This window comes from Microbacterium sp. SLBN-111 (genome assembly GCF_049739645.1).
Taxonomy (GTDB): domain Bacteria; phylum Actinomycetota; class Actinomycetes; order Actinomycetales; family Microbacteriaceae; genus Microbacterium.
The window spans coordinates 967,588-994,034 of the sequence record NZ_JBMGQH010000001.1; the positions used below are offsets into that span (position 1 = coordinate 967,588).

Consider the following 26,447-nt stretch of genomic DNA (forward strand, 5'->3'; position numbering starts at 1 on the left):
CGTGCGGGCGCGACGTCAGGCTTCGAGCGCCTCGACGCGGCGGCGGAGCTCTGCCGCCTTCTCCGCCCCGAGCTGCGCCGCGGCGAGCTGCAGCGCGGCGCTCGCCGTGAGCGTGCGCGCGACGAGATACGTCGGGCTCTTCTTCAGATCGGGGATGACGTCGAGGATGATGGCCTCGGCATCCGGGTCGGTCATCAGGGCGCCCAGCTTGACCTTCGCCAGGTCGTATCGCGCGGCCATTTCATCTCCTGCTCCGGTGACGTCGTCGTCACTCGCGGCTATTGTTGCACAAATGTGCCGTCATTCGATGGCGATCTCGCCCGAATCCGCGAGGGCGTTCGTCGTGACCAGTCGCACCACCGCGGGCAGCCCGGCCGCGATGGAGCGGCCGACCAGGAACCCGAAACACCGGCGCGAGCGGACCCGAGATCTCGACGGCGTGCGTGACGGACAGGCCGTTCGGGGTCGCCTGCATCCGGTGCGGGAACGACAGCGAGGCCCCCGGCAGACCGATGCGGAAGTTCATCGCGAAGCCGGGCTGCAGCTCGGTGAACACGATCTTCTGCGGTGGAGTGCCGTGGTTCACGACGCGACCGACGGCCCCGACGCGGACCGGAACCGGGAACGTCGCCTCGCGGAGGTCGGGGTCGTCGATCGCCCAGTCCTCGGGGGTGGTCCACCGCTTCCACACCGCCTCGGCGGTCGCGGTGGTCAGGTGCGTGTACTCGCGGCGCCAGATCATGCGGCGTCTCCCGTCGTGTCGGTGTCACTCGCGGAGGCGTCGACGATCCGCCGCGCCTCGAGGGCGGCGCGCTCCCCCGCGCGCACCGCCCCGTCCAGGAAGCCGGTCCACCGGGACGCCGTCTCCGTGCCGGCCCAGAGGATGCGCCCCACCGGCTCCGCCAGCGCGGACGCGTACGGCGCGACCACGCCCGGCCCCGGCGCCGCCGTCGGCCCTCCCCCGACCCACGGCTCGGCACCCCAGCGCTGGTCGACGTAGCCCGTGGCATCCAGGGCCCGAGGACCGAAGAGATCCGCGAACGAGGACAGGGCGCGTGCGCGACGCTCCGCCGGGGGCAGGTCGTCCCACTCGCGCGCGTAACGGGCGCCGATGAAGCCGAGGAGCACGCCCGGGACGTTGTCGCCGGGCGGGCTCGCGTCGAACGTGATGAACACCGGTCCCGTGTCGGAGAGCCCCTGGCCGGACAGATCGCGCCGCCGCCAGAACGGCTCGTCGTAGATCGCGTAGGCCTTCGACAGCACTCCGGCGGGCCAACGCTGCGACAGCTGCGCGTAGCGAGGCGGCAGAGCCGGCGCGAACCGGATGCGCTCGCGGAGCGCCGGCGGCACGGCCACGATGACGGTGCGCGCCGCGACGCTCTCGTCGGCGGTCGCGACGACGACACCCTCCGCGGACGTCTCGATCCGCTGGACCGGCGCATCCAGGCGGAGCGCCGACCCGAGTCCGCGCGCGAGGCGGGCGGCGATCTCGTGCGACCCCTCGACGAAGTGCTCCTCCTGCGCGCCGCCCTCGGTGTCGAGCATCGACGACAGGCCCCCGGCCTGGTGGATGTAGTGCAGGACGTGCAGCAGCGAGATCTCCTCGGGCTCGCACCCCCACGTCGTGCGCCCGGCGATCGCGATGAGGTCGCGCGCGGCGGCCGACGCGCGGGAGCGGGTCAGCCACGAACCGAGGCTCTCGGCATCCAGGTCGGCCGCGTGGGGAGCGGCGGCCGGATCGCCGAGCGGAACCGTCCGAGCCAGGCGGTCCAGCGACAGCTGGATGCGGCCGACGTCGAGCAGCCCGGCCCCCACCGGCGGAACGGTGCCCCGGTAGCGACGGTGGCGCCCGCGCCAGCGGATGACGTTCTCGCCCGCGGCGTAGGTCCGGTAGCGCGCGACCCCCCATCTCGTCGGCGAGAGCGAGGATGCGATCCTGCGTGGGACCGACGAACGTGCCGCCGAGATCCACGTGGACCCCGTCGACATCGGCGGATGCCACGCGCCCGCCGACCCGGGAGGCGGCCTCGAACACGCGCACCGACAGACCGAACTGCCGGAGACGGTGGGCGGCCGTCAGCCCGGACAGGCCGGCGCCGACGATGACGACGTCGACCTCGGGTTCGGGGCGAGTCACGGCAGCGGTCATAGGCTTGCTCCAATTCGGGTGCGAGGTCGGCCGAGGAGGTCGACGAGGAGGACGCGGTGAGCGAGACGACGACGCGATCGATGCGCGCGCGGGGGCGCGCACGCCGTGAGCTGCTGCTGAACGCGACGCTCGAGATCATCGCGGAGAAGGGCATCTCGGCCGTCACGCACCGGTCGGTGGCCGCGGCCGCCGGGGTGCCGCACTCGTCGACGACGTACTTCTTCGACTCCCTCGACGACATGATCGGCGAAGCGGTCGCGCACGCCATGGCCGCCGAGTTCGAGCGCCTCCAGGAGTTCCGGGCCCTGCTCGAGACGAACACCGGCGGCACGGGCGCCGCGATCGACGAGTTCGTGGAGATCGTTCGGCAGCAGTCCGACGAGAACGCCGTCGCGCAGTTCGAGATCTACCTCTTCGCGTCGCGGCATCCGGCGCTGCGCGTCCACGTCGAACGCATCCTCGACGAGACCCGCCAGATCGCGGGCGCCGTCCTGCGCACGCACGGCGTGAACGATCCCCACGCCGCCGCCGCGGTGGTGGCCCTGATCGACGGCTACACCCTGCATCGCATCGCCCGTTCCGAGGTCGTCCAGTATCAGTCGCTCGCGCACGCCCTGCGCGCGGCCCTCATCGGCTTCGTGTCCCTCGCCGCCACCTCTTCCCTGGGCGACGCGGCACCGATCACCGAGTAGTTGGCGCAAATGTACAGGTTTCTCGGTCCGGATTTCGAGACCGCGAGGCGAATTCACACTCTCGATACAAAAGGCCGCACGTTTGTGCAATAAAGTGACCCAATAGTTGATCCCGATGCCGTGATCGACAGAAGGGCCGCCCGTGATCCGCTCCCACCACTCCCGCCGTCCTCCCCGGCGCGCCCGACGGCTCGGTCTGTCATGACCGCCGCCGAGCACCACTCGACGCTGGGGGCCTACGCGGAACCGACGCGTCCGGTCCGTGCGGGCTGGATCGCCGCCTTCGCCGGCGTCTGGCTCGGCCTGTGGATGGCTCAGCTCGTTCCCGTGCAGGTGCTGCTGCCGCTGCAGATCGAGGCACAGAACACCTCCGAGGACTGGCTGGCGTCGCTCGTCGCCTACGGCATCGTCAGCGCGATCGCCGGAGCGTTCGTCGTCGTCGCGTACCCGATCGTCGGCGCGCTGAGCGACCGCACCCGCTCGCGGTTCGGACGCCGCCGACCGTGGATTCTCGCCGGCGTGCTGCTGGTCGGGGCGGGCCTCGCGCTCCTCGGCATCCAGACCGAAACGGTCGGCACCGTGATCTGGTGGACCGTGACGATGCTCGGTTTCTGCATGGCATCCGCCGCCCTCACCGCGGTCATGGCCGACCGCGTGCCGGAGAACCAGCGCGGACTGGTGTCGGGCTGGATCTCTGCGCCGAACGCCTTCGGCATCCTGTTGGGGATCGTGCTGGTGACGGCGGTGTTCACGACCACGGCGTCGGGGTACCTCGCGCTCGCGGTGAGCGCGGTGGTGCTCGCGATCCCGTTCCTGCTGCGCCTGCACGACGTGCCGTTGACGCCCGACGAGGCCGCGATGCTCGGCCCGCTCACGCTCGGCGCGATCCTGTCGTCGATCTGGGTGGACCCGCGCCAGCACCCCGACTTCGTGTGGACCGTGGTCAGTCGCGTCCTGATCAACCTCAGCAACGCGATCGCGACCACGATGCTGCTGTACTTCTTCACCTTCGCCCTGCGAATGGACGACCCGACCGGGTTCCTGGTCTTCACGACGGTCATCTACATGGTCGTGACGATCGTCGCGTCGCTGGGGTTCGGGAAGCTCAGCGACGTGCTCGGTCGGCGGCGGGTCTTCGTGCTGGCTTCCGGCATCGCCCAGTCGCTCGCGGCGCTGCTGCTCGCGGTCGCGCCTGCGGAGGCGACCGCCATCGTGGGGGCGGTGCTCCTGGGACTCGGCCAGGGCTGCTTCTTCGCGGTCGACCAGGCGCTCGCCACGCAGGTGCTGCCGTCCGCTGAGAGTCGCGGCAAGGACGTCGGCCTGATGAACATCGCGCAGGCGGGTCCGCAGGCGTTCGGACCGCTCCTGGGCGCCGGGGCCGTCGTGCTGTTCGGCGGCTTCACGGGCCTGTTCATCGCGAGCGGCATCGCCGGGATCGTGGGCTCGGTGATGATCCTGCGGGTGCGCTCGGTGCGCTGAGGCCCCTCACCCGGGGGATGCTAGAGTGCGAGCCTGGGCTGGCCGCGAGGCCGTGGTCCACCCTTTAGACGGGGACATCCCTCGTCACACACTTCAGGCGGGCGATGCCCGCCTGAAGTTTTTGGGGGCCATGTGCGCGAGCTGAGCATCTTCATCGACGAGTCCGGCGACTTCGGACCCTACGAGAGACACTCGCCCTATTACGTCCTGAGCATGGTCTTTCACGATCAGGATGAAGACATCGGCGCCCACCTGGACAAGATCCATGGCGCATTGATCGATCGCGGACTTCCACTGGATCACGCGATACACACGGGCCCCCTCATCCGCCGCGAACAGGACTATCGGTGGATGGACCTGAAAGACCGCCGTTCGATCTTCCGCGTACTCGTGGACTTCGTGAGGCTCTGCAAGATCCAACACACGTCATGGGTGTTCTCAAAACGTGACCTCGCCGATTCCGACCGATTGATCACCGAGATGTCCCGACAACTCGGAGCTTTCGTACGGCAGCACTACGACTTCTTCGCCTCCTGGGACCGCATCGTCGTCTACTACGACAACGGCCAGAAGGAGATCACCAACCTGGTGAACAGCGTGCTGAGCGCCTTGCTCGGCTCCGCCGAGGTGCGCAGAGTCTCGCCTGCGGACTACAGCCTGTTCCAGGCTGCCGACTTGTGTTGCACGCTCGCTCTTCTGAGGGCGAAGATCGAGGCGCAGGGCCTTTCGGCGACAGAGCGAGACTTCTTCTCGACGGAAAAGCTCAGCGCGGAACGCTCTCTTCGTCGCGGGTACTTCAAGACGCTCGACGCGAAGCTCTTCTGAATCCGCCGCTCCGCTCAGCCGTACAGCGCGCGGATGATGCGGTCCACGATCCGGTCGACGCCGGGCCTGCGCCGCATCGTCGTCAGGGTCAGCAGCCGGAACCGCTGCCGCGTGATGGCCTTCGCCGTGGCGAACTCGCGCAGGCCGTCGGCGCCGTGGATACGGCCGAAACCCGAGTCGCCCACGCCGCCGAACGGCAGCGCCGGGACGGCGGCGAACGCGATCACCGCGTTGATCGCTACCATGCCGCCGCGCAGGCGCATCGCGAGCTCCTTCCCGCGTCGGCGCGAGAACACCGATCCGGAGAGGCCGTAACGGACGGCGTTCGCCCGCCGGATGGCCTCGTCCATGGATGCCACCCGGTTCACGACCAGCGTCGGCCCGAAGGTCTCCTCGCGGACGGCCGTCGAGCGCTCGTCGACGTCGGTGAGGAGGATCGGGGGGATCACCGCGCCCTCGGGCGGGAGGCCGCCCACACGCAGGTGGCCGCCGGCGGCGACCGCGTCGGCGACGTGTGCGCGCACGACGTCGGCCTGCCGCGCCATCGTGAGCGGGCCGAGGCGCGCCGCATCGTCCACGCCCGCCCGCAGGTCCGCCGTGAGCTCGGCGACCCGGTCGACGAACCGACCGGCGACGGCGGTATGGACGTACACCCGCTCGATGCCGATGCACGTCTGGCCCGCGTTCGAGTACGCGCCCCACACGGCCGCTTCGGCCGCCGCATCCAGGTCGGCATCCTCGTCCACGAGGAGCGCGTCCTTGCCCCCGGCCTCGATCACGACGGGCGTGAGGGATTCGGCGCACGCGGCCATGACAGCCTTGCCCGTCGCCGTGGAACCGGTGAACGCGACCTTGTCGACCCCGGCGCGGCACAGGGCCGCCCCCGTGGGCCCGAGGCCGGTGACGACGGCGAACGCGTCGGCCGGACCCCCGGCCCGCACGAACGCCTCGCGCAGCCACACGCCGACCGCGGGGGTGTACTCGCTGGGCTTGAACACCACGGCGTTCCCCGCCGCGAGCGCGTACGCGAGCGAGCCCATGGGCGTGAAGACGGGGTAGTTCCACGGACCGATCACGCCGACCACGCCGTACGGCAGGTACCCGAGGGTGGCGGACTGGTTGAGCATCAGCAGCCCCGGGAAGACCGACCGCCGCCGCAGGACCCGCCGGGCGTGGGACGCGGCCCACGCGAGGTGGTCGAGCGCGAGCATGATCTCGAGACGCGCGTCACCCGCGGGCTTGCCGGTCTCGGCACGCACGAGCGCGATGAGCTCGTCGAGGTGCGCGACGATGTCGCGGCGCCACGCGTCGAGCGCCCGACGGCGCCCCGAGAACCCGAGGGCGCGCCACTCCTCCGCGGCGCGGCGGGCGCGGTCGACGGTGGCGGCGACCTCGTCCGCGCCCTGCACGGGGAACGTTCCGACGACGCGGCCGTCCAGCGGACTGAGCGAGTCGAACGTGGTGGCGGTCATGGCATCCATTTCACACGGTCCGCTTCTGGCCGTAGGCGGTCGCGACGGCGGCGGCCACGACCTCGGCCCGCTGTTCGGGGCTGAGTTCCGCCGGCGCTGCCACGGCCCGCGCCCTCAGGTAGATGTCGCACGCCCATTCCAGCAGCGCGGTGTTCGCGACGGCATCGGCGAGGTCGCGACCGGTCGTGACGGCGCCGTGGTGCGCGAGGATCGCGGCGTTCGCCGTCGTCAGCGCCGCGCCGGTGCTCGCCGCGAGCTCGGGCGACCCGAAGACCGCGAACGGGACGACCTCGATCTCACCGCCGAGAGTGAGCTGCTGGTAGTGGATGCACGGCAGGCGGTCACTCACGAGCGACAGGGCGATCGCGGCCGGCGCGTGCGTGTGGACGACCGCCCCCACGGCGTCGTCGGCGTACGCGGCGAGGTGCAGTCCGAGCTCGGAGCTCGGCGCGAGCGAACCGACCACGACCCGCCCGTCGTGGTCGACGACCGAGACGTCGTCGACGGTCGCCTGCGCGAACACCACCCCGGTCGCCGTGATCGCGATCCCGTCGTCGACGCGCACGCTGACGTTGCCCGCCGTCCCCTTCACCAGCCCGTCCGCCGCGAGCGCGCGGCACGCGTCGGCGATCGCGGCGCGGGCGTCCGGCGTCACCGCGCGGTCTCCGAGAGGAGCGCGTCGATGGATGCCGCGTCGTAGGTGCCGTGGTCGGTGCCGACGCCCGCGACGACCTGGGCCGCAACGGCCGAGCCGAAGCGCGCCGCCTCGACCGAGGTCTGTCCGCGGAGCTTCGCGAAGACGAACCCGGCGGAGAACGCGTCGCCGCCGCCGCTGGTGTCCACCGGGACGGCCGGGACGATCGGGATGTCGACGAGGTCGTCGCCCTCGACGAGCACGATGTCGTCACCGCCGTTCGTGATCGCGACGACGCGTGCACCGGCCTCGGCGAGGACGTGCGCGGCAGCGTGCAGATCGGGGGCGCCCGTCCACCCGAGAGCCTGCTCCGCGTTGGGAAGCATGTAGTCGGTGTATGGCAGCAGCGGCTCGATGAGGGCGTAGAACGCCTGCTCGCCGCCGATGAGGAAGTCGAGCGACGTCGTCGCCCCGTTGGCGCGCGCGTGGTCGAGGATCTCGATGACGTTCTCGGGTCCGAGGAGCTCGGGCGCCCCGACGTGCACGTGGTCAGCGGCGGCGAGTGCCTCCCAGGGCACCACATCGGCGGCGAGCGCGTTGGCCCCGACGACGTGGAGCGCGGGACGCGAGCCGTCCGAGCGGATGGGGAGAACGGATGCCGAGGTCGGCAGCTCCCCCGTGCGCAGGTGTTCCACGGCGATTCCGGCGTCGGCCAGCAGTCCGCGGAGCACGCGTCCCGCGACGTCGTCGCCGACGGCGCCGCTCGTGATCACGCGCGCGCCGAGCTTGTTCAGCACGAGCGCCGTTCCTCCGGCGGGGCCGGCGGCCGACATCACGATCTCGTCGACGAGCAGAGAGCCCTGCCCGGGCGGGATCTCGTCGACGGGCTGGACGATCGTGTCGAGCACGTGGGCTCCGAGCGTGACGATTCGGGGGACGGCGGTCATCGTTGAGCCTCCGGGTCGGCACCGGCGCAGCGGGCCCACGTCGGCAAGTGGCACATTTGTACCATCTTGACCGGGGGTGCGGCAAGGGTCGGAGCGCTCAGCGCCCGCGGGAGTCCACGGCATGCAGCCGATCAGCGCACGCGGTGCCCCCGGCCGAGGAGCACGCCGAGCCACGCGGCAAACGTCCCGACGACCACGGTGACCGCGCCCCACCACAGCAGCGACAGGTCGGCCGACTCCACGGCGAGCGAGCTGTACGTCGTGAAGCCGCCGAGCACGCCGGTGCCGAAGAACAGCTGCGCCCTCTGGGCACGGGTCGACATCGGCATCCGGGCCCGGATCCCGAACAGGACGCCGATCGCGAACGCACCTACGACGTTGATGATCGGCACGAGGGCGGGGCCGAGATCGCCCGCGAGCGCGAGTGTCAGGCCCGCACGCACCGCCGTCCCGATCGCGCCACCGACGGCCACCGAGACGAGATCGCGCCAGGACACCACGCTCGACACCCTACGCGCCCGCGCGCGGTCACTCCCCCAGGATCAGGCGCCGGATCGCGGCATCCTTCGACCCACCCAGCTCCATCGTGTGACCGCGCCGGTAGAGGGAGAACACGCGCGGATCGATATAGCTCGAGCGGGCGACGGCCGGGGTGTTCCCGAGGGCCTCCGCCGCGGCCCGGACCGCGGCGAGCTCGACCTTCTTGCGCTCGTTCTTGGTCGGAGCGACTCCGGCCTTCGCGAGCGCCTCCGCGGCGAGGATCGTGCCGCGGAGCGTCCGGAAGTCCTTGGCGCTGAACGGTCCACCGGTCAGCGCGCGCACGTAGGCGTTCACGTCGCCCGGCGTGAGGGGCACGCGACGGCGTCCGCGACGGTAGCTGAGCAGGGCCGCACGCGAACGTCCCGTCGCGAGCTCCGACATCAGTGCCGCGACCTCGGCGTCCTGCAGCGACAGTTCGGCACGCTTCCCGCTCTTCGCGGGGAACGACAACCGGATGCGGTCGCCCTCGACCGTGGCATCCCTCCGCTGCAGCGTCGTGAGCCCGCGGCTGCCGTTCGTCACGAAGTAGCGGGCGTTCCCGACGCGCGGGGCGACCTGGTCGAGCAGCCGGAACGACACGGCCAGCACGCGCTCCCGGTCGGCCTCGGAGCGGCGCAGCGACTGAGTGACGCGGGCGCGGGCCCGCGGCAGCGCCTCGGCCAGCTGCAGGGCGCGCGAGAACTTGCCCTTGTCGCGGCCCTTCGACCAGTCCGCGTGATACGTGTACTGCCGCCGCCCGGCCTCGTCGGTTCCGACCGCCTGGATGTGCGCGTTGGGCTGCTTCGCGATCCACACTTCGCGCCAGGCGGGCGGGATGACGAGGCTCCGCGCCCGTTCCGCCTCGCGCTCCGGCACCGCGGCACCGGTATGGTCCACGAATCGGAACCCGGACCCGGAGCGGACGCGGCGGAACCCGGGATCCTCGTACGGACGGACCCGGATGAGACGCGCCACTGTCAGTGGTTGCGGAGCAGGTCGATCAGCTCCGCCTTCTTCTTGCCGGAGTACCCGGTGATCCCGAGCTCCTTCGCACGCTTCCTGAGCTCGTCGACGGTGCGGTCCTCGTAGTTCTCCGCGTGGCCGCCGCGGGCGCCGACCTTGCCGCGCCCCTGCGCGGCGGCCGCGTTCGAGATGCGCGCCGCCTTCTCCTTCGAGTCACCCTGCTTCCGCAGCTCCTCGTACAGATCGGGGTCCTTCAGGCTGTTCGATCCTCGCCCCTGGGGCATGGCCGTCTCCTTCCGTCGGATGCCCCGACGCTACGACGCGCCGTCGCGGCTCACGCGCGGGGTTGACAGGTGGCATCCGGGGTCTTCCGGTCAAGCGGTCCGACGGACTAACAGCGAATTTCCAGAAACGTCAACCCCCCGGCCATCCTCGTGCCCGGGTGGGAACGTTGAAGTCAACCACTCGCCGGTTGCCGCGTCAGCGGAAACAGCAAGGAGCCCCCCATGAACATCTTCCTGATCATCATCATCGTCGCGGCGATCGTCATCGCGATCGTCAGCGGACTGAGCCAGGCCGCGAGCTTCCTCCTCTGGATCGCGATCATCGTCGGCCTCATCGCGCTCATCGTGCTGCTGTTCCGCTTGATCAGCGGTCGCAAGCCGGTTTAACCCCCGAAGAGGGGCGCCTGCGTTTCGGGTGCGCGACTCCCCTCATCCCCCCGCGGGTACGCCCGCCCCGGATGCCACGTCCCTCCCCCAGGGCGTGGCATCCGGCGTTTCCGGGGCGGCCGGTGATCCACTTCACGTGATCTGGGCGAGCGGACACGCCGCGAACACCCACGGCGTGTGCGGTCGACCACTTCACGTGATCTGGGCGAGCGGACAGGTCGCGAACGGCCACCGCGTGTGCGGTCGTCCACTTCACGTGATCTGGATGCCATGCCCCGGCGCCCGGGCCACACCAACGGACCAAAGTCCCTTGACGAACTCACGATATATCGCGATACTCGACACAACGCGATATATCGTGAGTGAGGAGAGATCGCCATGGAGAAATGGATCGTCCACCCGGGCGAGACGCGGGTCATCGACGTCGACGGGCTGCGTGAACTGAAGATCGGCCTGGTCGGAGGCCAGGTCGACGTCATTGCGCACGACGACCCCGGCGCCCGCATCGAGGTGCACGGCGTCACGGTCAAAGACCTGCGCATCGAGATGAACGACGGCCGCCTCGAGATCGACCACCCGCAGCTGCGGTGGGACAACTTCCTCGAGGTGTTCCGCAACTTCGGCGCCGGCGGCCCCAAGGCCGAGGTGAGCGTCGCCGTCCCGCGCACCGTCGCCCTGACGCTCGGCGTCGTGAGCGCGAGTGCGCTGGTGTCGGGGCTCCGGACGGATGCCAAGCTCAACACCGTCTCGGGCGACATCATGGTCGACGGGCTCGTCGGCGACGTGAGCCTCAACGCCGTGTCCGGCGACGTGCAGGTGCGCGAGCTCCAGGGTGCCCTTACGGCGAACAGCGTCTCGGGCGACATCGCCGCGACCGGCGCCGTCACGAAGGCCTCGGTCGACACGGTCGCGGGCGCGCTGCTCGTCGACTCCACCGGCACGGTGCAGTCGATCAGCCTGAACTCCGTGAGCGGCTCGGCGACGATCCGCCTCGACCGTGGGCTGCCCGCGAACTACGTCGCGCGCTCGGTGAGCGGACGCGTGCAGATCGACGGACACGTGCGCTCCGGCAACGGACCCACGAACTTCACCGGGTCGACCGGCGCCCTCGCGGGATCGTTCGTCGACGTGCGCGCCAACACGGTCTCGGGCGAGATCACGGTCCTCCGTCGCGGCGTCTCGGGCCTGCGCCCCGACGAACTCGCCGGAGAGGAGGAGTGGTGATGGCCCCGGTCTTCTCGCACGGCGATCTGCGCCTCTACATCCTGAGCCTGCTGGCCGAGGGACCCCGCCACGGCTACGACCTCATGCAGGCGCTCACCGAGCGCACGGGCGGCACCTACTCGCCGTCCGCCGGCACGATCTACCCCCGCCTCGCGAAGCTCGAGGAGGAGGGCCTGGTCACCAAGACCGTCGACGGCCGCAAGACCGTCTACGAGATCACGGATGCCGGGCGCGCCGAGGTCACTGCGCGCGAGGGCGACCTCGAGGGCATCCAGGCCGGTCTCGCCGACAGCGTGCGGCTGATCGCCGACGAGGTCCGCGGGAGCGTGCGGGATGCCATGCGCAGCCTCCGCGCCGATCTCGCCGCCGCCTCGCGCGACGAACGCGAGCAGGCGCAGAAGGAGCCCGCGGACGACTCGCGCACACGCAGCCGCGAGCAGCTGCACCGCGCCGACGCCGCGATCACCGAGTTCCGCGGGCGCGCCCGTGCGGAGTTGCGCTCCCACGTGGCTCGCGGCGGCGAGCTCACGGCATCCGGTGTGGATGCCATCGAGTCGGCGCTGCGCCAGGCGTCCGACGCGGTCACCCGCGCACTGCGCGGCTGAGCGTCACTCCCAGACGAGCTCCTCCTCGGGCGCGAGCGGCTCACCCAGCGGGACCACCAGGACGGGACGGTGCTGCCGGTGGGTGAGCCGCGCCGCGACGGAACCGGTGAGGAACTCGCGCAACGACTCCCCCAGCCCGCGCTTGCGCGTGCCGACGACCAGCAGCGACGCGTCCAGCTCGTCCGCGAGGTGGATCAGCGCGAGCGCCGGGTCGCCGATCACCTGCCGCACGCTCCACGACACGGTCTCGCCCGCGAGCGCCGCGTCCGCGGCCGCCTGGACTTCGATCAGGGCGGCGCGGGCCGCCGCCCCGGCGAGGTCGACCGTGGAGGGGTTCACGTAGCCGTCCGGGTCTTCGAAGGCGACGAAGCGCGTCGTGTCGACGTGCGCGATCACGAGGTCGGTTCCCGCCAGGGCGGCCTGACGAGCGGCGGCGCGCAGGACGCGGGGCGACTGCCCGGGGACGACGCCCGCGATCACGGCTCCTGCGCGCTTCGGGGCGGGGGTGTTGTCTGCCATAGAGGGCTCCTCTGCTCGCGCGGCCCGACCTCGCTCCGACCACCGGCGGTCGGCAGCCGGCAGTCGGGGTCAGAAAGCACCGTGATATCCTGGCTGTTACTCTTACCGGCTCGGTCCGGAACCGCAATACGCAGGGCCCGCAGCACGGCCCTCGACGTCGATCGTGAGGGGGTCTCGCATGGGGCGTGGCCGTCAGAAGGCGAAGAACACCAAGATCGCCCGTGAGCTGAAGTACGACACCTACTCGGTGAACTACTCCGCTCTCGAGCGCGAACTCGGCGCACCCGCTTCGGGTGAAGACGCGTACGTCGACAAGTGGGCCGACCAGTACGAAGACGAGTACGAGGACGAGAAGGCGTAACCCTTCTCACCACGCTCGACCGTGGCGGCGTTCCCACGCCGCTTCGATCGTTTCCGACCGTGCCATCACGACGGCCGCGGGAATGACGATCGCGATGACGGCGCCCAGCACCAGCAGCCCGGCGGTCCAGCCCCCGCTGATCTCGTGCGTCACGCCGAGCGCGAGCGGCGTGAGCGCGGCGAGCCCGTAGCCGGCCGCCTGCACGAACCCGCTCAGCGCCACGGCGGTCTCGTGCGATCGCGTGCGCAGCCCGAACAGAACGAGCACCATCGGGAACATCAGCGGCGGTAGGCCGATCAGCACGACCCACAGCACCGGCGCAGCCGCGGGGGCGAACAGCAGCCCCGCGACCCCGGCGAGCCCGCTCACCACGGCCACGGCGTAGAACGGCGCGGTCCGGCGCAGGCGCGCCACGAGCACCGGGACGACGAGCGCCACCGGCAGGCCCATGAACGAGAACAGGGCGAGCAGTCCACCCGCGGTCGCGGCGTCGACACCCGCCATGTCGATGAGGATGGCCGGCATCCACGCGAACATGCCGTACGCCACGGACGAGTTCACGGCGAACGTGATCACGAGCGCCCAGGTCTGCGGCACGCGCACGACGCGCGACAGCACCGACGCGCGCGGCTCCTCGACGATGTCGTCGCGACCCGCCCGAGCCCGCACGGCCGTCACCACCCAGGGCACCACGGCCGCGACCCCGACGAACGCCCAGACCGCGAACGAGCCGCGCCAGCCGATCGCCTCCGACAGCGGCACCGCGACGAGCGGCGGCGTGAACGTCGCGACCGCCATCGTCGTCGAGTAGACGGTGGTCATCAGGCCGACGCGGTCGGGGAAGTACTTCTTCACGACGGCGGGGAGCAGCACGTTCGCCACCCCTACCGCCGCGAACACGCCCGCCGTCGCGGCGAGGAGCGTCCCGGCATCCACCGCCACGGCCCGGAGGCCGAGCATCGCCGCCGCGGTCGCCGCGGCGATCAGGACGAGGCGCTCCAGACCGACCCGCCGCTCGATGGCCGGGGTCACGACCGCGGACAGCGCGAACGCCACGGGCGGTGCCATCCCGATGAGGCCCACCACCGCCGCGGGCAGCGGGAAGTCGCGCGAAATCGCCGTCAGCAGCGGTGACAGCGACGCCACGGCGATGCGGAGCGTGAGGGCGAGCAGCACGATGGCCGCCGCCGCCCACACGACCGTTCCCGCGCGGCGGGAGGTCAAGACTCCTGGCTGCCCTCGACCCAGGCGAGGTACTCCTCCGACACGGTGCCCGTGACGTAGCGGCCGTCGAAGCAGCTCATGTCGAGGTCGACGAGGTCGCTGCCCTCCATGATCGCGGCCTTGAGGTCTTCGACCTCCTGGTACACGAGGTAGTCGCAGCCGAGCTCCTCCGCGATCTGCGGGATCGTGCGGCCGTGGGCGACGAGCTCGTGGCGCGAGGGCATGTTGATGCCGTAGACGTGGGGGAACCGGACCGGCGGAGCGGCCGACGCGAACGTGACGCTCTTCGCCCCGGCATCCCGAGCCATCTGGATGATCTCGCGGCTGGTGGTGCCGCGGACGATCGAGTCGTCGATGAGCAGGACGTTCTTGCCCTGGAACTCGGTCGACATCGCGTTGAGCTTCTGGCGCACGCTCTTCTTGCGGACCGCCTGCCCGGGCATGATGAACGTCCGGCCCACGTAGCGGTTCTTGTAGAAGCCCTCGCGGTACTCGATGCCGAGCTTGCGCGCGACCTGCATCGCGGCGGGACGCGAGGAGTCGGGGATCGGCATGACGACGTCGATCGAGCCGTGCGGGGTGTACTTCGCGATCGTGTCGGCGAGGCGCTCGCCCATGCGCAGACGCGCCTCGTACACCGAGATGCCGTTCATCACGGAGTCGGGACGGGCGAGGTACACGTACTCGAACGAGCACGGCGCGAGCGTCGGGTTCGCCGCGCACTGCTGTGCGTGGAGCGTGCCGTCGAGCGTGATGAACACGGCCTCGCCGGGCTCGACGTCGCGGACGACCTCGAAGCCCGCATTCTCGAGCACGAGCGACTCGGATGCCACGACCCACTCCTCGCGACCGCCACTGCCGCCCGCCGGGCGCTTGCCGAGGATGAGGGGGCGGATGCCGAACGGGTCGCGGAATGCGAGGAGTCCGTAGCCCGCGATGAGGGCGATCGACGCGTACGAACCCTCGACGCGCTCGTGCACGCGCGCGACCGCGCGGAACACCTGGGCCGGGTCGAGGTCGGGGCCGGAGATCTCGGACTGCAGCTCGGAGCCGAGGATGTTCACCAACAGCTCGGTGTCGGAGCTGGTGTTCAGGTGCCGGCGGTCCTTGTGGAACAGCTCGCTCGTGAGCTCGCGGGTGTTCGTGAGGTTGCCGTTGTGCACCAGGACGATGCCGTACGGGGCGTTGACGTAGAAGGGCTGCGCCTCTTCTTCGCTGGAGGCCGTGCCCTTCGTCGCGTAGCGGACATGGCCGAGACCGATGTCGCCGAGCAGCGCGCGCATGTCGCGGGTGCGGAACGCCTCGCGCACCTGCCCGCGCGCCTTGTGGATGTGGAAGACGCCGCTCGCCTCGGCCGTCGCGATGCCGGTGGAGTCCTGGCCGCGGTGCTGGAGGAGGAGGAGCGCGTCGTAGATCTCCTGGTTGACCGGGCCTTGCCCGGCCATGCCGACGATGCCGCACATGGGGTGTTACTTCGCTCCGTTCGCCGGGAAGCCGGCATCCGCGTACGAGCCGACCAGACGCACCGCGCCCCCGTCGACGCCCTTCGCGCCCTGTTCGAACTCTCCGTCGGGGCGCGCGTCGTCGCGCACCACACCGACCTGCCAGGTGTCGATGCCGTCGGCCCGCAGCGCCGCGATCGCGGCATCCACGACCTCCGGGGCGACCACGGCGAGGAAGCCGATGCCGAGGTTCCAGGTGCCCTCTGTGGCCGTCAGTTCGAGGTCGCCGAGGTCGGCGAGCACCCGGAACACCGGCGGCGGGCTCCACGTCGACCGGTCGACATCGACCCACGTGTTCTGCGGCAGCACGCGCGCGAGGTTCGCCGCGATCCCGCCGCCCGTGACGTGGCTGAGCGAATGGATGCCGGCGCCCACCGCCGCGTCGCCGAGCAGGCGCAGCAGCGGCGAGGTGTACAGCCGCGTGGGCTCGAGGAGCGCCTCGCCCCACGTGCCGCCGAGCTCGGCCGAAGCCGCACCGTACGCGATGCCGCGGCCCGCGACGATGTGACGCACGAGCGAGTAGCCGTTGGAGTGCAGACCGCTGGAGGCCAGGGCCAGCACGACGTCGCCGCCGCGGACCCGATCGGCGCCGAGGACGCGGTCGGCCTCGACGACACCGGTCGCGGCACCCGCGACGTCGTAGTCGTCGATGCCGAGGAGGCCCGGGTGCTCGGCCGTCTCGCCGCCGACGAGTGCCGTGCCGGTCAGCTCGCAGCCGCGCGCGATACCCGCGACGATGTCGGCGATGCGGGTGGGGATGACCTTGCCGCACGCGATGTAGTCGGTCATGAAGAGCGGGCGCGCGCCGACCACGACGATGTCGTCGACGACCATGCCGACGAGGTCTTCGCCGATGGTGTCGTGCTTGTCGATCGCCTGCGCGATCGCGACCTTCGTCCCGACGCCGTCGGTGCTGGTCGCGAGGAGCGGACGCGCGTAGTCGCGCAGCGCGGAGGCGTCGAAGAGGCCGGCGAAACCGCCCACTCCCCCGAGCACCTCGGGGCCGTGGGTGCGCTTGACGGCCGACTTCATCAGCTCGACGGCGAGGTCACCCGCGGCAGTGTCGACGCCGGCAGCGGAGTAGGGGTTTTCGTGGGGAGCAGAGGCCACCGGAACAGACTACCCGCAGGATCCGACACGCCTCCCGCCTCTGCGCTTCGCGGGGGTGTGCGGGGCCGGTTGGGACCGGGGTGGAGGCGCCGTGACGAAGGGAGGGCCTGGGACGGAGGGAGGATGCCACGGCCTCACGGCACCCTCCCCTCCTCCCACGCCCTCCCCTCCTCCCGCGCAGCAGGGGTTCGGGGGCGGGGCGTCGAGCCACAGTGGAGGCCGCGGCGATCGTGCCCGTGACGAACGGAGGGCCTGGGACGGAGGGAGGATGCCACGGCCTCACGGCACCCTCCCCTCCTCCCACGCCCTCCCCTCCTCCCGCGCAGCAGGGGTTCGGGGGCGGGGCGTCGAGCCACAGTGGAGGCCGCGGCGATCGTGCCCGTGACGAACGGAGGGCCTGGGACGGAGGGAGGATGCCACGGCCTCACGGCACCCTCCCCTCCTCCCACGCCCTCCCCTCCTCCCGCCCGTCACGGGCGCGACGCGGGGAAGTGACTAGTCGCGGGCGCGGTGAAGACCCTGGGCTACCGCATTCATGACGGTCATCTGCACCTGGGGCCAGTCTTGAATCACCTGGCGGTACCCGACGCGTATGACGTGGTACCCGTGAAGGGTGAGCAGTGCGTCGTGCTGGTTGTCCTGTTCACGCTGAGCGTCGACGTGATGGCCTCCATCGACTTGGAGAACGAGCCGATCTCCGATCAGGAGGTCCACGCGATGGTCGAGGATCCAGGCCTGAGGAATCAGCCGAAGCCCGAGCCACCGGAGTCGCGCGATGAGATACGTCTCCAGTCCCGAGTCCGCGAAGGGTTGCGCAACCTCCGCGAGCGCGCGGGCTCTTGCGGGGAGCGGCAGGCGTGAGAGTTCCTCCAGCGAGACGAGCCGCTTGTTCAATGCCGACTCCCACACGACCAGCGCGTCGTCACGGGGAAGACAGGATGCCACGGCGACGAGCGTGTTGCCGACTCCATCGACGAGCGAGTCCGGATGCCGCGGGATCAGCGGGCGCGTGCGGTGGACGCGCGTGCCCGGCGTAACGTCCACCCGTCCCGCGTGAGGCCCGGCGGCGACGTGCGATTCGGTGTGCGATGCAACCCAGAGGCCGTGATGCACCGCGGCCGTGACGCACGTCAGAATCACGCCCGCGCGCGCCGCGGCGGTGACGTAGGGATCGGCGTCGGGCAGGGCCAACCACCGGCGACGCACCCGCACGAGTTCGCCACGGTCGATGGCATCGGCCACCGCGCGCCATGAGACTCCCGCCTCTGCGAGTCGCACGCCGCGCACCACTCCGCCGGCTCGGCGAGCGAGGTCGACGGGATCGGCGCGGTGAGTTGGCATCCACATACTGTGCGCGATTCGGCACGAGCGCGTCCGGCGACATCGCCCTTCTGCGGACGGAATGACGGACTCGGCGACTGGGGAGGAACCGTCGTCCGGAGTCCGTCCGTGGATGCCGCGGGACGAGCGGAGGAGTTGGGAGCTACGGAGGATGCCGGAAGGTGTATCGCCCTCCCCTCGCCCCATGCCCTCCGGTCCTCACGGAGAAACGAGGCAACGAGCTAGGAGAAGAGAAGCCCGGTAGACGCGACCCCGCGCGCAAGGCCCGCCCACCCGGGGCACGCCCGTCTCTACAATTGCGCCATGACGGGCGGCCAGCCGGAGTGGACGATCCGCGAGGACGCGGCGATCCCGGTGCTCGTCGCGCTCTATCTGCGTCAGGTCTGCGGCATCCGGGATCCGGAGGAGCTCCCCGCCCTCCGACGCGTCCCCGCGTATGACGGCATCCCGCGTTCCGAGGACGAGCAGTCGCTGCTGGAACGGGAGTGGCGCGAGCTGTGGGCGATGAGCGTCGAGCCGCTCGCGCACCCGTCGCCGGTGCCGCTCGAGCTGGTGGAGGGCTTCGAGGACGTGCTCGCGCTGCCGGTGGGGCGGGCCGAGGCCCTCCGCGCGGTCGTCACTCCGTACGCCGCGGCGGCCCTGGAGTTCGCCCGCCATGCCCACGCGAGGTATCGGTCCGACCGCGCCGCGCGCCCCGGCGTCTCGTATCGCGCCTACGCGAGCGCGATCGCCGAGCACGAGCGACGCGTCGGTCGGCGGGCGCACTCGTTCGAACTCAACGTGCAAGTACTGCCGCTCGCTCAGCGCGGGGTGTGGTGGATCGGATCACTGACCGTGGCGGTCACCGACGGTCTGCGCAGCGACGTCGTCGCGTTCGACACCGCCATCCATCCGATCATCGCCGAACTCGCGTGAGAAGAGCTGGCGTGATCGGCCGGATCAGTAGCGGTAGCGCTCGTGGTCGACGGCGACGTCGCGGACCTTCCCGCCCACGACCCGCTCGGAGATGAGGGCCGCGATCGCCCCGAGAGCCACGCCGATGACGACGAAGATCAGCGCCGTGAACATGAAGACCTGCAGCTGCGAGTACACGACGTTCGTGTAGGGGCTGAGATCGGCACCGTCGATCACGACGGTGAGGATGAGGGCGGCCAGGATGCCGAGCAGCGCACCGGCAGCGAGGAACACGCCGTACTTCGGAGCGCGGCGCACGCGCAGCGTCACGATCTCCTCGTGCACGAGGGGCTTGCGTTCGGGGGCGGGCTGCTCAGCCATGCTCACATTGTCCCACCGCGGCGGTGTTCGCGGGTCGCCGATGCTCCGACGTCGAGATCACGGCAGGACGGGGTCACGGCCGCAGCGGCAGCAGCGCGCTGAGGTCGGCACGGACACCGGACGCGACGATCCGGCCCGAGGCCGCGGCATCCGCCCAGCTCTCAGCCCCGGTGGCGACGGCGATCCAGGTCGCGGCGTCGGTCTCGACGACGTTCGGCGGGGTTCCGCGCGTGTGCCGCGGACCCTCGATGACCTGCACCGCCCCGAACGGCGGCACGCGCATCTCGACGGAGTTGCCCGGCGCCTTCTCGACCAGCAGCTGCAGCAGGTACCGCACGGCGGTAGCGGTGGCCGGGCGCGGCGCGTCGCCCGCGGCCACGACGGCGAGCGCGGCGCGGCCGTCTCCGGTGTCGATGCGGCGGGGAGGCATGGCATCCACGGTACTCGCGGGGTCCGACATTCCGGTCGGGGCGGCCGGGGGGGTCGCTTCGCTGTCCAAGACACGCGGATGGCGACGACGTGCCGCCCGCGTGTCCTGGACACCGAAGAAGGGACGGCACCGAGGGGTCGGGCGGTGTCGGAGGCGCTCGGTAGGCTGGCGGCGTGAGAATCCTGGTCCTCGGTTCGGGCGCGCGCGAGCACGCCATCATCCTCGCCCTGCGCTCCGAAGAGGTCTCGCACGCGATCTACGCCGCCCCCGGCAACGCCGGTATCGCCCGCGACGCCCACGTCGTCGACCTCGACGCGAACGACCCCGTCGCCGTCACCGAGTTCGCCAAGACCGAGGCGATCGACCTCGTCGTGATCGGTCCCGAAGCTCCGCTGGTCGCCGGCGTCGCCGATGCGCTGCGCGAGCGCGGCATCCCGGTGTTCGGTCCGGGCAAGGCCGCGGCCCAGCTCGAGGGCTCGAAGACGTACGCCAAGCGGATCATGGATGCCGCGGGCGTGCCGACCGGCCGGGCCTTGCGCGCGCACGATCTCGCGGGAGTCGCCGCGGCGCTCGACGAGCTCGGCGCCCCGCACGTCGTCAAGGCCGACGGGCTCGCCGCGGGCAAGGGCGTCATCGTGACGTCCGACCGCGCCGCCGCCCTGGCCCACGCCGAAACGTATCTGCCGACCGGCCCCGTGCTCATCGAGGAGTTCCTCGCCGGCCCCGAGGTCTCGCTCTTCTTCCTCAGCGACGGCGACCGCGTGCTGCCCCTCAGCCCCGCGCAGGACTTCAAGCGCCTCCGCGACGGCGACGAGGGCCCGAACACGGGCGGCATGGGTGCGTACTCGCCGCTGCCGTGGCTGCTCGAGCGGTTCGGTGGCGAGGAGGAGTTCGTCGACCACGTCACGCGCGAGATCGCGGAGCCGGTGATCCGGCAGATGGATGCCGAGGGCACCCCGTTCATCGGACTGCTCTACGCCGGACTGATCCTGACCGAGGCCGGCGTGAAGGTCATCGAGTTCAACGCGCGTTTCGGCGACCCCGAGACGCAGGTCGTTTTGCCGCGGCTCGTCGACCCGCTGTCGACGCTGCTCATGGCCGCAGCCTCGGGCACGCTCGAGGACCAGCCGCGTCCCGCGTTCGCCGAGGCCACAGCGGTGACGGTGGTGCTCGCGAGCGAGGGGTACCCCGAGGCGCCCATCACGGGTCGCCCGCTCACCGGGCTCGACGAGGCCGAAGAGGTCGAGGCCGTGCATGTCGCGCACGCCGCGACGGCGCTGCACGACGGCCGGCTGCTCGCCACCGGCGGGCGCGTGCTGAACGTCGTGGCCCTCGGCACGACGTTCCGCGAGGCCCGCACCGCCGCCTACGAAGCGCTCAGCCGCATCGGGCTCGAGGGCGGTCAGTACCGCACCGACATCGCGGCCCGCGTCCTCGAGGACTGACTCCGCGCGGGGCGCGCCGCGGCTCGCCGTCTCCGGTCCGCGAGACTGCATCCTGCTGACATCTCCCCCGCGGCCTGCAGCCGAAATGTCAGCGCACTGCAGTCTCGGCGCTGATCGACGACTCGCCCCTCGCCCTGGCATCCGGTTCCGGGCTACCGTGTGCGCATGGTGGACCGGGATGCCATGGCCCGAGCACACGCGATCTTCGACCCGATCGCGGAGAGCCTGTGCGCGCTGTCCGACGTCGACATGGGGCGCATGTTCGGGACCGACGGCATCCGCGTGCGCGGGAAGGTCTTCGCGTTCGTCGCGCACGAGGGCGGGCTGGTCGTGAAGCTGCCGGAGCAGCGCATCGGCGAGCTCACCGCCGACGGCGTCGGTGCCCCGATGATCATGCGGGGTCGCCCGCTGCGGGAGTGGGCCGAGATCTCGCCGGATGCCACCGAGACCTGGGCCGCGCTGATCGACGAGGCACACCGCTTCGTCGACGCCATCACTCCCTGACGCCGCGGCAGGGGCCCGGCGACCGCTCGCCGCCTCCCGGCCCACCGCCGCTCCGCCCCGCGCGCGAAATCGCCGAGACTGCAACTGCCCGACATCCCCGCTGCAGTCTGCAACCGAGATGTCAGGCGCGTGCAGTCTCGGCGATCCGAGACGCGCCGGGAGCGGGTTACTCCCCCGCGGCCGCCGGCGCCGCCTGCGCGGCGGGGGCCGCGTCGCGCGGAGCACCGTGCGGACGGATCACCGACGGGCGCTTCATGAACAGCACGGCGATGAGTCCGACGAAGATCACACCGATCGGCAGGAACAGCGACTGACCCATGGCGTTCGTGAAGCCCTCGACGACCTGCGGCGGGAGCGATCCGGAGCCGAAGCTCTCCGTGGCATCCCCCGCTCCGGGCAGGTTGGCCTCGAGGCGCGCCTGCATGAAAGCGGCGATGGATGCCGAGCCGATCACCGATCCGACCGTACGGGTCGTGTTGTAGATGCCGGCGCCGGCTCCGGCCTGTCGCGGCGGCAGGTTGCGCGTCGCCGTCGTGGCCAGCGGTCCCCACATGCCGGCGTTGCCGATACCCATCAACGCGGACGGGATGAGGAACGCCCAGATCGGTGCGTCGTTCAGGATGAGCGCCGTGTACAGACCCAGCGATCCGCCCACGAGCAGCAAGCCGGGGACCAGCAGCACCCGCGGGTCGGTGCGATCGAGGAGCTTGCCCGCGAACGGGGCGAGCACGCCCGAGAGGATCGCGAGCGGAACGAGCAGCAGCGCCGACTCCGTGGGAGTGAGGCCTCGGGCGAGCTGCAGGTAGAACATCTGCGGCAGCGCCATGCTCGTCACGGTGAAACCGACCGCGGCGATCGCGAGGTTCGAGACCGAGAAGTTGCGGTCGCGGAAGAGGTCGAGCGGCACGAGCGGCTCGGTCTTGCTCCGCGCCTGCGTCCACACGAACAGCGCCATGACGACGACACCGGCCGCGACCATCGCCCAGATCCACGCGGCCCAGTCGAAGTGCTCGCCCTCCTGCAGGCCGAACACGATGAGGAAGAGGCCGACGGCGCTCAGCGCGACTCCGAGGAAGTCGAACTTGTGGGTCGACTGCGGCAGCTGCGGCACGAGGATCAGCGCGGCGATGAAGCCGATGACACCGACGGGGATGTTGATGAAGAAGATCCACTCCCACCCGAGTCCGTCGACGAGCAGGCCACCCGCGAGCGGGCCGACGAGCGTCGCGACACCGGCGGTCGCGCCCCACAGGCCCATGGCCGCACCGCGCCGCTGGGGCGGGAAGGTGCGGGTGATGACGGCCATGGTCTGCGGCGTCATGAGGGCGGCGCCGAGGCCCTGGACGGCACGGGCGATGATCAGCACCTCGAGCGACGACGCGAGGCCGCACGCGAGCGATGCGATCGTGAAGATCGCGAGGCCGACGAGGTAGACGTTCTTCGGACCGAAGCGGTCGCCGAGACGGCCCGTCACGAGCAGCGGAACGGCGTAGGTGAGGAGGTACGCGCTCGTGACCCACACGACGTTGTCGAGGTTGTTCGTCGACGGATCGAGCGCGGCCTTGATGGCGGGGTTCGCCACCGAGACGATCGTGGTGTCGACCAGGATCATGAAGAACCCGATGACCAGGGCCCAGAGGGCCGGCCACGGGCTGCGTTCGGGAGGAGCGGATACCGCGGACGCGGTGCGGGAGTCGGTCATACGAGAGGTTCCTTCGAGAGGCGGTGTCTGTTCTTGATGTGGTCGGGGAGGCCGTCGATCCCCCAGGGCAGGGAGCCATCGGCCAGGCCTTGACGCAGGGAGTCCTGCCAGGCGAGCTCGGCGTCGAGGAGAACGGCTTGCCGTTCGACCTCGACCATGAACTGGTGCGGGACCGCGCGTCGGTTCGCGCGGGACAGCCCGTCGCGGTGCACGTCGCGGGAAGCGACGAGGAGTTCCCGCCGCCGGTCGAGGAGCGCGACGACGTCGTCACGATCGAGGTTGTGCGCTTCGGCGAGCGCCACGCGGAATTCGCCGGGCCGGTCGATCCGCGGGAGTTCCGCGCGGACCCAGGCGTCCACGGCATCCTTGCCCGCGTCGAGCAGGGTGTAGGTCGTGCGCTCGGGGCGGTTGCCGTCGCGATCCACGCCGACCTCGGCGATCAGTCCCTCACGCTCGAGGCGGGCGATGGTGTGGTAGATCGTGCCCTTCTGCAGCGGAACGAGCCGATCGTCGCCGCGTTCGCGCAGGAGACGCAGCAGTTCGTACGGGTGCATGTCGCCCTCGCGCAGGGTCGCGAGCAGCGTGACCGCGAGCGGGGTGAGGCGCGTGATGTCCGGCATCCGTCTCCTTGGTCCGTGTCGACTAGTCCACATGGACTATAGCGCACGTCAGGCTCGCGTAGCCCGGGCCCCAGGCGAAACTTTCGGTGTCCACAACACGCGGACGCACCGCCGCACCATCCGCGTGTCTTGGACACTCAAGCGGTCGGTCGACGCGACGTCGCTAGGACCCACAGCATGCGGTGTCCAGAACACGCGGACGCACCGCCGCACCATCCGCGTGTCTTGGACACTCAACGGGCTGCCGAGAACCCCGGATGCCACGACCCCGGCGGCAAGGCGACCGGAACGCCGCAGCCCCGGTCCAGCCGCAGCCCCGGTCGAGCCGCAGCCCCGGAACGCCGCAGCCCCAGCGCAGCCGCAGCCCCAGCGCAGCCGCAGCCCCCGGTGCAGCCGCAGCCCCGCAACGCCGCAGGCCCCCGCCCCCGCCCCGGCGCTACCCCGCGGGCGCGTCCGCGTCCGCCGTGCGACGCCGCCGCCACCGGGCGGGGAGGCCGAAGATGCCGCGCTGGTTGGCCTCCTCGACCTCGAGTCCGTAGTGCTCGCCGATCTGGTCGCGCAGCTGCGCGCGCTCGACACGGTCGTAGGCCTTCAGCTCCCGACGGAACGCGACGACCGTGGCCGCGCAGATCGCGAGCAGCACGAGGCTGAACGGCAGCGCGATGCTGATCGCCGCCGTCTGCAGCGCCGTGAGCCCGCCGGCGATCAACAGGGCGAACGCGATGACCGCGGTCGCGAGAGTGAAGAAGATGCGGGTCCATCGCGGCGGCTCCTCCTCGCCGCCCGTCGCGATCATGCTCATCACGAGCGCACCGGAGTCGGCCGAGGTGATGAAGAAGATCCCGATGAGCACCAGGAACCCGATCACGAGGAACACCGACCCGGGAATCGTCTCGAGCAGCTGGAACAGCGCCGTCGACACGTCGATCGTGCCGTCCGCGCCGACGAACGTCGCCGAGCCGGTCAGTTCGGCGTAGATCGCCGAGCCGCCGAGCACCGTGAACCACAGAATGCCGACGAGCGTGGGCACCAGGATCACTCCGGTGACGAACTCGCGCACCGTGCGTCCGCGGGAGATGCGCGCGATGAAGATGCCGACGAACGGCGCCCACGAGATCCACCAGCCCCAGTAGAACGCCGTCCACGTGCCCTGCCATGCGACGCCCGCGTCGCCGGAGTAGGCGCTCGTGGTGAACGAGAGTCCGACGAAGTTCTGGATGTAGTTGCCGATCGACTGCACGGCATCCCTCAGGAGGAATTCGGTCGGCCCCGCGAAGAGCACGAACAGCATCAGCAGACCGGCGAGCACCAGGTTGAAGTTCGACAGCCACTTCATGCCGCGCCCGACGCCCGAGAGCACCGAGAACAGCACGAACGCCGTGATGACGCCGATCAGCACCGCCTGGCTGACGAGCGTCGTCGGCGCGACATCGAGGAACTCGAGGCCAGCGCTGATCTGGATGACGCCAAGACCGAGCGACGTCGCGACACCGAACAGCGTGCCGACGAGCGCGGCCACGTCGATCGCATTGCCCCATCCGCCCTGCACGAGCCGGGCACCGAGGATCGGTTCGAGCGCCCACCGGATCGTCCGCGGACGCTTGCGGCGGTGGAAGGCGTAGGCGAGCGCGAGCCCGATCACGACATAGATCGACCACGCGTGCACACCCCAGTGGAGGAACGTCTGCGACATCGCCTGCTGCGCGAGCTGCGTCGCCGTGCCCTCGACGCCGGGGCGCGGCGAGGCGAAGTGGCTGAGCGGTTCGCTCACGCCGTAGAACACCAGCCCGATGCCCATGCCCGCCGCGAAGAGCAGCGAGAACCAGGACAGCGTCGAGAACTCGGGCTCGTCGTCGTCGCGGCCGAGCTTGATGCGCCCGAACCGGCTGAAGCCCATCGTCAGCGCGAACGCCACGAAGAACGCCGCGATCAGCACGTAGTACCAGTTGAACGCCGAGACGATCGCCGTCTGCAGAGTGCCGAAGGCCGTCTCGGCGGCATTCGGGAAGATCAGCGCGAACGCGATGAACGCGAGCGCAATCGCAGCGGCGGGCCAGAACACCCAGCCGCGCAGGGTGTGGCGGTGGGCGCTTCCGTCGGGAGGATCGATGGATGCCGCGGTGTCGGGGGTCGCCTCGGTCATCCTTCGACCGTAGCGACCGGGTCCGACACCGCAGGGGGGCGGGCGCGCGGAGCCGCGATGTGACAAAATCTCTGCCCGCGCGGCCATCGGC

General features: G+C 70.9%; 29 protein-coding genes and 1 pseudogene. 10 read left to right on the plus strand and 20 right to left on the minus strand.

All coding sequences use genetic code 11. The features are described 5' to 3' along the window. Nucleotides 1-15 precede the first annotated feature (15 nt). The 4 genes and pseudogenes from RKD05_RS04565 to RKD05_RS04580 all read right to left on the minus strand — a co-directional run. Nucleotides 16-240 carry a hypothetical protein gene (locus RKD05_RS04565; RefSeq protein ID WP_134125250.1) on the minus strand — a complete coding sequence of 75 codons (225 nt, stop codon included), beginning with the start codon at nucleotides 238-240 and terminating at the stop codon, nucleotides 16-18. 28 nt (nucleotides 241-268) lie between these two features. Beyond that, complete coding sequence (locus tag RKD05_RS04570) at nucleotides 269-742, minus strand: hypothetical protein (RefSeq protein WP_424708323.1); 474 nt, start codon at nucleotides 740-742, stop codon at nucleotides 269-271. Further along, entirely contained in the window at nucleotides 739-1,989 is a 1,251-nt protein-coding gene (locus tag RKD05_RS04575) for a flavin monoamine oxidase family protein (RefSeq protein WP_424708325.1), read from the minus strand. Before RKD05_RS04575 ends, RKD05_RS04570 begins: the two co-directional genes overlap by 4 nt. Continuing rightward, nucleotides 1,955-2,149: pseudogene (locus RKD05_RS04580) on the minus strand (FAD-dependent oxidoreductase); the annotation flags it as partial. The pseudogene RKD05_RS04580 and the gene RKD05_RS04575, both read right to left, overlap by 35 nt. A gap of 56 nt (nucleotides 2,150-2,205) precedes the next feature. Between RKD05_RS04580 and RKD05_RS04585 the strand changes: the two are divergent. The 3 genes from RKD05_RS04585 (at nucleotide 2,206) to RKD05_RS04595 (ending at nucleotide 5,145) form a co-directional block, all read left to right on the plus strand. Continuing rightward, entirely contained in the window at nucleotides 2,206-2,841 is a 636-nt protein-coding gene (locus RKD05_RS04585) for a TetR/AcrR family transcriptional regulator (protein WP_424708327.1), read from the plus strand. Nucleotides 2,842-3,042: 201 nt separating this feature from the next. Continuing rightward, nucleotides 3,043-4,320 (plus strand): MFS transporter, encoded by a 1,278-nt coding sequence (locus RKD05_RS04590; RefSeq protein ID WP_424708328.1) that lies wholly within the window; start codon nucleotides 3,043-3,045, stop codon nucleotides 4,318-4,320. Nucleotides 4,321-4,452: 132 nt separating this feature from the next. Beyond that, nucleotides 4,453-5,145, plus strand: coding sequence for a DUF3800 domain-containing protein (locus RKD05_RS04595; RefSeq protein ID WP_424708329.1), 693 nt, complete (start codon nucleotides 4,453-4,455; stop codon nucleotides 5,143-5,145). Nucleotides 5,146-5,159: 14 nt separating this feature from the next. Here RKD05_RS04595 and RKD05_RS04600 read toward each other — a convergent pair whose 3' ends face one another. The 6 genes from RKD05_RS04600 to RKD05_RS04625 all read right to left on the minus strand — a co-directional run bounded on the left by RKD05_RS04600 (nucleotide 5,160) and on the right by RKD05_RS04625 (nucleotide 9,964). Beyond that, complete coding sequence (locus RKD05_RS04600; protein ID WP_424708330.1) at nucleotides 5,160-6,617, minus strand: aldehyde dehydrogenase family protein; 1,458 nt, start codon at nucleotides 6,615-6,617, stop codon at nucleotides 5,160-5,162. A 10-nt stretch (nucleotides 6,618-6,627) separates the two neighbouring features. After that, a complete protein-coding gene (locus RKD05_RS04605; protein ID WP_424708331.1) occupies nucleotides 6,628-7,272 on the minus strand; it encodes a class II aldolase/adducin family protein in 645 nt (214 codons plus the stop codon). Next, complete coding sequence (locus RKD05_RS04610) at nucleotides 7,269-8,198, minus strand: carbohydrate kinase family protein (RefSeq protein ID WP_424708332.1); 930 nt, start codon at nucleotides 8,196-8,198, stop codon at nucleotides 7,269-7,271. Before RKD05_RS04610 ends, RKD05_RS04605 begins: the two co-directional genes overlap by 4 nt. Nucleotides 8,199-8,329: 131 nt before the next feature. Continuing rightward, nucleotides 8,330-8,698, minus strand: coding sequence for a fluoride efflux transporter FluC (locus tag RKD05_RS04615; RefSeq protein WP_424708334.1), 369 nt, complete (start codon nucleotides 8,696-8,698; stop codon nucleotides 8,330-8,332). Nucleotides 8,699-8,726: 28 nt separating this feature from the next. Beyond that, complete coding sequence (locus tag RKD05_RS04620) at nucleotides 8,727-9,692, minus strand: DNA topoisomerase IB (RefSeq protein WP_424708336.1); 966 nt, start codon at nucleotides 9,690-9,692, stop codon at nucleotides 8,727-8,729. 2 nt (nucleotides 9,693-9,694) lie between these two features. Continuing rightward, nucleotides 9,695-9,964, minus strand: a complete 270-nt coding sequence (locus RKD05_RS04625) for a DUF7218 family protein (protein ID WP_424708337.1) — start codon at nucleotides 9,962-9,964, stop codon at nucleotides 9,695-9,697. A 222-nt stretch (nucleotides 9,965-10,186) separates the two neighbouring features. Here RKD05_RS04625 and RKD05_RS04630 point away from each other — a divergent pair, with 222 nt between their 5' ends. From RKD05_RS04630 to RKD05_RS04640, 3 genes are all read left to right on the plus strand, one after another. Continuing rightward, entirely contained in the window at nucleotides 10,187-10,351 is a 165-nt protein-coding gene (locus RKD05_RS04630) for a hypothetical protein (protein ID WP_022878111.1), read from the plus strand. Between the two features lie 372 nt (nucleotides 10,352-10,723). Continuing rightward, nucleotides 10,724-11,575, plus strand: coding sequence for a DUF4097 family beta strand repeat-containing protein (locus RKD05_RS04635; protein WP_134125528.1), 852 nt, complete (start codon nucleotides 10,724-10,726; stop codon nucleotides 11,573-11,575). After that, nucleotides 11,575-12,180 carry a PadR family transcriptional regulator gene (locus tag RKD05_RS04640; RefSeq protein ID WP_022878116.1) on the plus strand — a complete coding sequence of 202 codons (606 nt, stop codon included), beginning with the start codon at nucleotides 11,575-11,577 and terminating at the stop codon, nucleotides 12,178-12,180. Before RKD05_RS04635 ends, RKD05_RS04640 begins: the two co-directional genes overlap by 1 nt. 3 nt (nucleotides 12,181-12,183) lie before the next feature. On the opposite strand, the gene RKD05_RS04645 is transcribed toward RKD05_RS04640, so the two are convergent. Then, complete coding sequence (locus RKD05_RS04645) at nucleotides 12,184-12,699, minus strand: universal stress protein (protein WP_424708339.1); 516 nt, start codon at nucleotides 12,697-12,699, stop codon at nucleotides 12,184-12,186. Between the two features lie 178 nt (nucleotides 12,700-12,877). Between RKD05_RS04645 and RKD05_RS04650 the strand changes: the two genes are divergently transcribed. Further along, complete coding sequence (locus tag RKD05_RS04650) at nucleotides 12,878-13,060, plus strand: DUF3073 domain-containing protein (protein ID WP_022878118.1); 183 nt, start codon at nucleotides 12,878-12,880, stop codon at nucleotides 13,058-13,060. Nucleotides 13,061-13,066: 6 nt separating this feature from the next. Here RKD05_RS04650 and RKD05_RS04655 read toward each other — a convergent pair whose 3' ends face one another. The 4 genes from RKD05_RS04655 to RKD05_RS04670 form a co-directional block, all read right to left on the minus strand. Beyond that, nucleotides 13,067-14,284, minus strand: coding sequence for a CynX/NimT family MFS transporter (locus RKD05_RS04655; RefSeq protein ID WP_424708340.1), 1,218 nt, complete (start codon nucleotides 14,282-14,284; stop codon nucleotides 13,067-13,069). Continuing rightward, a complete protein-coding gene (purF, locus tag RKD05_RS04660) occupies nucleotides 14,281-15,747 on the minus strand; it encodes an amidophosphoribosyltransferase (protein WP_424708342.1) in 1,467 nt (488 codons plus the stop codon). The genes RKD05_RS04655 and purF overlap by 4 nt, the downstream gene beginning before the upstream one ends. Before the next feature lie 6 nt (nucleotides 15,748-15,753). Next, nucleotides 15,754-16,896 (minus strand): phosphoribosylformylglycinamidine cyclo-ligase, encoded by a 1,143-nt coding sequence (purM, locus tag RKD05_RS04665; RefSeq protein ID WP_424708343.1) that lies wholly within the window; start codon nucleotides 16,894-16,896, stop codon nucleotides 15,754-15,756. A 495-nt stretch (nucleotides 16,897-17,391) separates the two neighbouring features. Next, a complete protein-coding gene (locus RKD05_RS04670) occupies nucleotides 17,392-18,237 on the minus strand; it encodes a DUF559 domain-containing protein (protein WP_424708345.1) in 846 nt (281 codons plus the stop codon). Nucleotides 18,238-18,540: 303 nt separating this feature from the next. On the opposite strand from RKD05_RS04670, the gene RKD05_RS04675 reads away from it, so the two are divergent. Next, nucleotides 18,541-19,152 (plus strand): zinc-binding alcohol dehydrogenase, encoded by a 612-nt coding sequence (locus RKD05_RS04675; protein WP_424708346.1) that lies wholly within the window; start codon nucleotides 18,541-18,543, stop codon nucleotides 19,150-19,152. Between the two features lie 24 nt (nucleotides 19,153-19,176). On the opposite strand, the gene RKD05_RS04680 is transcribed toward RKD05_RS04675, so the two are convergent. Both RKD05_RS04680 and RKD05_RS04685 read right to left on the minus strand, forming a co-directional pair. Then, entirely contained in the window at nucleotides 19,177-19,512 is a 336-nt protein-coding gene (locus RKD05_RS04680; protein WP_424708348.1) for a potassium transporter Trk, read from the minus strand. Nucleotides 19,513-19,585: 73 nt separating this feature from the next. Next, a complete protein-coding gene (locus RKD05_RS04685) occupies nucleotides 19,586-19,942 on the minus strand; it encodes a sterol carrier family protein (protein WP_424708349.1) in 357 nt (118 codons plus the stop codon). A gap of 173 nt (nucleotides 19,943-20,115) precedes the next feature. Between RKD05_RS04685 and purD the strand changes: the two genes are divergently transcribed. Together purD and RKD05_RS04695 are read left to right on the plus strand one after the other, a co-directional pair. Continuing rightward, entirely contained in the window at nucleotides 20,116-21,387 is a 1,272-nt protein-coding gene (purD, locus tag RKD05_RS04690; protein ID WP_424708350.1) for a phosphoribosylamine--glycine ligase, read from the plus strand. A gap of 165 nt (nucleotides 21,388-21,552) precedes the next feature. Beyond that, nucleotides 21,553-21,891 carry a TfoX/Sxy family protein gene (locus RKD05_RS04695; protein ID WP_424708351.1) on the plus strand — a complete coding sequence of 113 codons (339 nt, stop codon included), beginning with the start codon at nucleotides 21,553-21,555 and terminating at the stop codon, nucleotides 21,889-21,891. 166 nt (nucleotides 21,892-22,057) lie between these two features. Here the strand turns inward: RKD05_RS04695 and RKD05_RS04700 are convergent, their stop codons facing one another. From RKD05_RS04700 to RKD05_RS04710, 3 genes are all read right to left on the minus strand, one after another. Beyond that, nucleotides 22,058-23,593, minus strand: coding sequence for a DHA2 family efflux MFS transporter permease subunit (locus RKD05_RS04700; RefSeq protein ID WP_424708352.1), 1,536 nt, complete (start codon nucleotides 23,591-23,593; stop codon nucleotides 22,058-22,060). Continuing rightward, nucleotides 23,590-24,213, minus strand: coding sequence for a PadR family transcriptional regulator (locus tag RKD05_RS04705; protein ID WP_424708354.1), 624 nt, complete (start codon nucleotides 24,211-24,213; stop codon nucleotides 23,590-23,592). The genes RKD05_RS04700 and RKD05_RS04705 overlap by 4 nt, the downstream gene beginning before the upstream one ends. Before the next feature lie 436 nt (nucleotides 24,214-24,649). Then, nucleotides 24,650-26,356 carry a BCCT family transporter gene (locus RKD05_RS04710; protein ID WP_424708355.1) on the minus strand — a complete coding sequence of 569 codons (1,707 nt, stop codon included), beginning with the start codon at nucleotides 26,354-26,356 and terminating at the stop codon, nucleotides 24,650-24,652. Nucleotides 26,357-26,447 lie beyond the last annotated feature (91 nt).